The organism is Hyella patelloides LEGE 07179 (assembly GCF_900659865.1).
Taxonomy (GTDB): Bacteria; Cyanobacteriota; Cyanobacteriia; order Cyanobacteriales; family Xenococcaceae; genus Hyella; species Hyella patelloides.
The window spans coordinates 1-4,298 of sequence record NZ_LR214161.1; the positions used below are offsets into that span (position 1 = coordinate 1).

The 4,298-nt window shown below is 36.9% G+C and carries 5 protein-coding genes, 1 tRNA gene and 2 pseudogenes; 5 read left to right on the forward strand and 3 right to left on the reverse strand.

Going from position 1 to position 4,298, the window contains the following annotated elements:
- Positions 1-289: pseudogene (locus H1P_RS31315) on the reverse strand (photosystem II D2 protein (photosystem q(a) protein)); the annotation flags it as partial.
- A 268-nt stretch (positions 290-557) separates the two neighbouring features.
- Between H1P_RS31315 and H1P_RS31320 the strand changes: the two are divergent.
- The 5 genes from H1P_RS31320 to H1P_RS31340 all read left to right on the forward strand — a co-directional run bounded on the left by H1P_RS31320 (position 558) and on the right by H1P_RS31340 (position 3,324).
- Complete coding sequence (locus tag H1P_RS31320) at positions 558-827, forward strand: UPF0367 protein family (protein ID WP_144875098.1); 270 nt, start codon at positions 558-560, stop codon at positions 825-827.
- Between the two features lie 23 nt (positions 828-850).
- Entirely contained in the window at positions 851-1,525 is a 675-nt protein-coding gene (locus H1P_RS31325) for an energy-coupling factor ABC transporter ATP-binding protein (protein WP_144875100.1), read from the forward strand.
- Between the two features lie 71 nt (positions 1,526-1,596).
- Complete coding sequence (locus H1P_RS31330) at positions 1,597-2,148, forward strand: NYN domain-containing protein (protein ID WP_144875102.1); 552 nt, start codon at positions 1,597-1,599, stop codon at positions 2,146-2,148.
- A gap of 240 nt (positions 2,149-2,388) precedes the next feature.
- Positions 2,389-2,461 (forward strand) — tRNA-Glu (locus H1P_RS31335).
- 248 nt (positions 2,462-2,709) lie between these two features.
- Positions 2,710-3,324, forward strand: coding sequence for an acyltransferase (locus H1P_RS31340; RefSeq protein ID WP_222427336.1), 615 nt, complete (start codon positions 2,710-2,712; stop codon positions 3,322-3,324).
- Positions 3,325-3,431: 107 nt separating this feature from the next.
- On the opposite strand, the gene H1P_RS31345 is transcribed toward H1P_RS31340, so the two are convergent.
- Both H1P_RS31345 and H1P_RS31350 read right to left on the reverse strand, forming a co-directional pair.
- Entirely contained in the window at positions 3,432-3,944 is a 513-nt protein-coding gene (locus tag H1P_RS31345; RefSeq protein WP_144875106.1) for an urease accessory protein UreE, read from the reverse strand.
- Positions 3,945-3,952: 8 nt separating this feature from the next.
- Positions 3,953-4,298, reverse strand: a pseudogene (locus tag H1P_RS31350) (urease accessory protein UreD); the annotation flags it as partial.

The window sequence follows — 4,298 nt, forward strand, 5'->3', positions numbered from 1 at the left end:
CTTCGGGACCCCAAAGGAAGAGTAGGGAGTGACCCATGCTGTCTGCGGGGGAGGAGACAGCTACGGTTAAGAAGTTAGCTCCTTCTAAGTAAGAGGATGCTAAACCGTGAGTGTACCAAGATGTGACGAAAGTAGTACCTGTTAACCATCCGCCCAATGCCATGTAAGCACAGGGGAATAGTAGGATACCAGACCAACCCACGAATACAAAGCGATCGCGTTTTAACCAGTCATCGAGAGCGTCAAACCACCCTTGACGTGCTGGTGCGCGTCCTACTGCAATTGTCATGTAATAAATCTCCGAATAGCTATAAGTAAATTAATTTATTGCTAAAGCCGTCAAACTTAATGAATATTATAAAAAGTTGATAATTAGTTCATTAAGTCATTAAGTCAATGATGAGAAAAGTTTACTTTTCTTTACTCTACTAATTATATTAGAAGAAATTCACGGTAATTTCCAGGTAAATCTTAAATAAAAGTTAAAATAAGCCAGGGACTACCCGTAGAGTAGAATCAAAAAAGCTATTGACCAATCGAGGAATGAACTGAATTATATGCATAGTATCAACATCATTGTTAGAAATACTGCTTTACCCATTTCCATAGAAAGAAAGGAAGCTGATGATGCAGAAAAAGCTTATCAAGAGATACTCTCAGCAATGACAACGGATAATCCCAAAGTCTTGGAATTGACTTGCGAAAAACAAGAAGGGAAAAAAATAGCCGTTGTGAGTAGCGCGATCGCTGCTGCCGTGATGTCTCAGAGTTCAGGTGCAAATACCAACCGTGCTGCTGGATTCTTTGCTGCTGCTAGCGCAGAATAAGTAACTTTCCCCAGATTATTAGAATGAATCAGCCCCCTGCTATTACAGTCGAACAACTTTGCTTTAGTTGGTCTTCCACTGCTCCAGTACTGCAATCTTGTTCTTTAAAAGTTCCTGAGGGAGAGTTTTGGATGCTTTTAGGAAACAATGGTAGTGGAAAATCTACTCTTCTAAGATTGATTGCGGGGTTGCTGAGTCCTGATTCTGGGGGAGTGAAAATTAATTCTCCTTTTGGCTTTGTCTTTCAAAATCCCGATCGCCAGTTAGTAATGCCCACTGTAGCAGCAGATATTGCTTTTGGTTTGGTAAAAGAAAAATTATCTATAGTAGAAGTAAGAGATCGAGTTAGAGAAGCTTTAGCAGCAGTTAATCTCTTAGAATTAGAACGCCGACCGATTTACGCTCTTAGTGGTGGTCAGAAGCAACGAATTGCGATCGCTGGAGCTTTAGCTCGTCATTGTCATACTATTTTGTTTGATGAACCTACTGCACTACTGGATGGTGATACCCAAATTGAGCTAGTAGAGCAGGTACAGAATTTAGTTAAAACCCGTGGCTTAACAGCTTTGTGGGTAACTCATCGTCTTGAAGAATTAGACTACTGTGATGGTGCATTTCTTTTGGAAAATGGACGGGTGGTTGCTCAAGGGAAGCCTAGTATTTTAAAAGAAAAAGTGAAACAACAACAAATAAATTAAATTATTGTTAACAAAAATCTTTACAAGATTACAATAAAAAAGTAATATTTTTTAATTATTAGTTGAATTTTATGCTTTCTTCATCGTATCAAGCGTTTCTTTTAGTTGATGGTTACAACATCATCGGTAGTTGGTCAGATCTCCAAAAAAATCGCGATCGCCACGGCTTAGAAGCTGCCCGCGAATCACTTGTGGAATCTTTGATTAACTATTCCCCGATGGTGTCTTATCGCACCCAAATAGTTTTTGATGCTCATTATCAAAGAACACCTAGCCATCTTCAAGAATATACTCCTCTAGTTTCTGCCTATTACACCGCCTTTGCTGAAACAGCAGATACTTATATTGAAAAATTCTGTGCAGCCTCGAAGCACCGAAAAGAATTAGAGAAACCATTAAGATTAATTGTTGCTACCAATGACCGCGCCCAAAGACACGTGGTAACGGGATATGGTGCGGAATGTATCTCTTCCCAAAGATTAGCAGGAGATGTGGAAATTACTGCCCGTAAAATAAGACAAAAAAAGCGATCTGCCAAGAAATCTTCAGGTCGTTTTTTATTTCATGCTCTCGATCCTATAGCCCAGCAACGTCTTCGGCAATTAAGACAGGGAAAACCATGACCTTGATTCGGTTGGGGTTGCTAAATTGAGGTATGACTTAGCCTGAGCAGAAGGTGCGGAGGAGTAAATAGAATAAGTATCAATTTATGTATTTATATATGTATTTCATGCTTCAAATCACCAACGCCGATTCCTGAAAAAAAAATTGCAAAAAGTATTGACAAGCACAAAAAAAATAGATATATTTAAAAACGTTGTGGCTAAGAAACACATAGAAACGAACGCCTAACATAAATCTAAGCCCCCATCGTCTAGTGGCCTAGGACACCTCCCTTTCACGGAGGCGACAGGGATTCAAATTCCCTTGGGGGTACTACAAAGAGATAGAGACTGACAAAATAAGTTAGTCTCTATTTTTTTGACAAGATTTTTATTTATCATTTGTCATACTTGACTTTTTTTCAAGATTAAATCCTGCTTTTGGAGCAATTTCTTCTGTGCTTTATTGGCGAAGCTGCGGGATATGGGTTATATATTTGGGGCAGATAAGTAATACCAGTTCTTTTACTAATGCGTAAAATTTCGTTAAGCTCAATTTTAGTGTTTAATTGCCTATTAATTTTGGCAATTATTGTAGCGGTAGTTGCTACAAGATTTCTTTTTTTAAGCTTGCCGTTAGGTGATTTTACTGGAGTAGTTTATACATTAATATTTATAATATTATTTTATTTGAGCTCTATCCTAATACATCGTTTGTTTTTATATTTTTTTCCTCTGCAAGAAGGAGAAATAAGGAAACAGTCGAAACAAGAATTTGTTTATCATATATACTTACTTTTTTATCTGTTACTTTTTTATTCTCTGACCAGAAGTAAAGTCATTCCAGTCCCTTTAATGAGGCTAGTTTATCTAATGCTAGGAGCTAAATTGGGAGAAAATACATATTCTTCGGGAACAATTCTCGATCCTTTTCTTACTATTATTGGAAGTAACACTTTGCTTGGACAAGATTGTGTACTTTACTCCCATGCCATAGAAGGAAAAAATATTTCCCATGCTGTGATTCGTATTGGTAATAATGTAACGGTTGGTGCCAATGCTGTAATTATGTCTGGAGTTACAGTAGAGGATAATGCAATTATTGCTGCTGGAGCAGTGGTAAAAAAGGGAGAAATAATAAAAGCTAAAGAAGTTTGGGGGGGAGTTCCCGCAAAAAAAATTAAAACTCTGCCTTAACTGTTTGTTTTTGTATTGTTGCTAAAATATCATGGAAACTAAAAGTTATAGTGGTATTAATGATAATTAATGATATTAGTGAATCAAAATCATCAATATCTGAAACACTAATGATGATGAGAGTGATTAATCATATCTTTGAAAGCAGACACTTGTTCCCAACCAATAGTTAATCCAGAAAGATTTAACTCTTCTATCATTTTGATAATTACTTTTTTATCGGTAGTCAGGCGAACATAAATTTTATGCCCTTCAATTTTAATGGGATAGTGCTGATTACCCAATAAATGACCCAAGCGTACTAGCTTCATTGCAGAATGGGAATTAATTGCTTCAGCAAAATGTAAAACCATTAAAGTTTCTGCTTCCAAGCGAATTAAAAGTAGATTTCCTGCGGTAGTTTGGAAAACATCTCCGTCTTGAAGCTTTAACTCTCGACTTTTAATAATGCCAAGAGCTATTCCAGACGTTGATTGAGTAAAAATTCTTCCCTTATGGCGATCGCTTTTTTGAAGGTTTACCTCTAACAATCGCTCGGATTCTCTCGCTTTATCTACTTTTTGAGCTAATAAATTGTCTTGAGCAAGATTTCCCAGGTATACTTCTGCAACTTCGGTCATAATCTATATTATTTAGGAATTCGAGGTAACAAAGGTTGATGATTGAGCTTTCGTAGAGCATTAATCACAGAATGCCAATAATTTTTAATTTTCTGTGCCTTACTGGCTACAACCCGAATTAAAATGCCCTTATTATGGGGTAGCACAGAAGTTGCAGCTACAAGATCGGTAACATTATCTCGATCTAGATTATCCAAAGTATTTTTAAGTAAATCGATTTCTAGATCGGGGATAATTATGATCGCATTTCCCAATACAGGAAAACTAGCAAACAACTCATTGTGACAAAATTGATTATCTTGACCCTTTAAATACATTCGTTCTTTAAACCAAAGTTCTCCCAAATCGGAACAA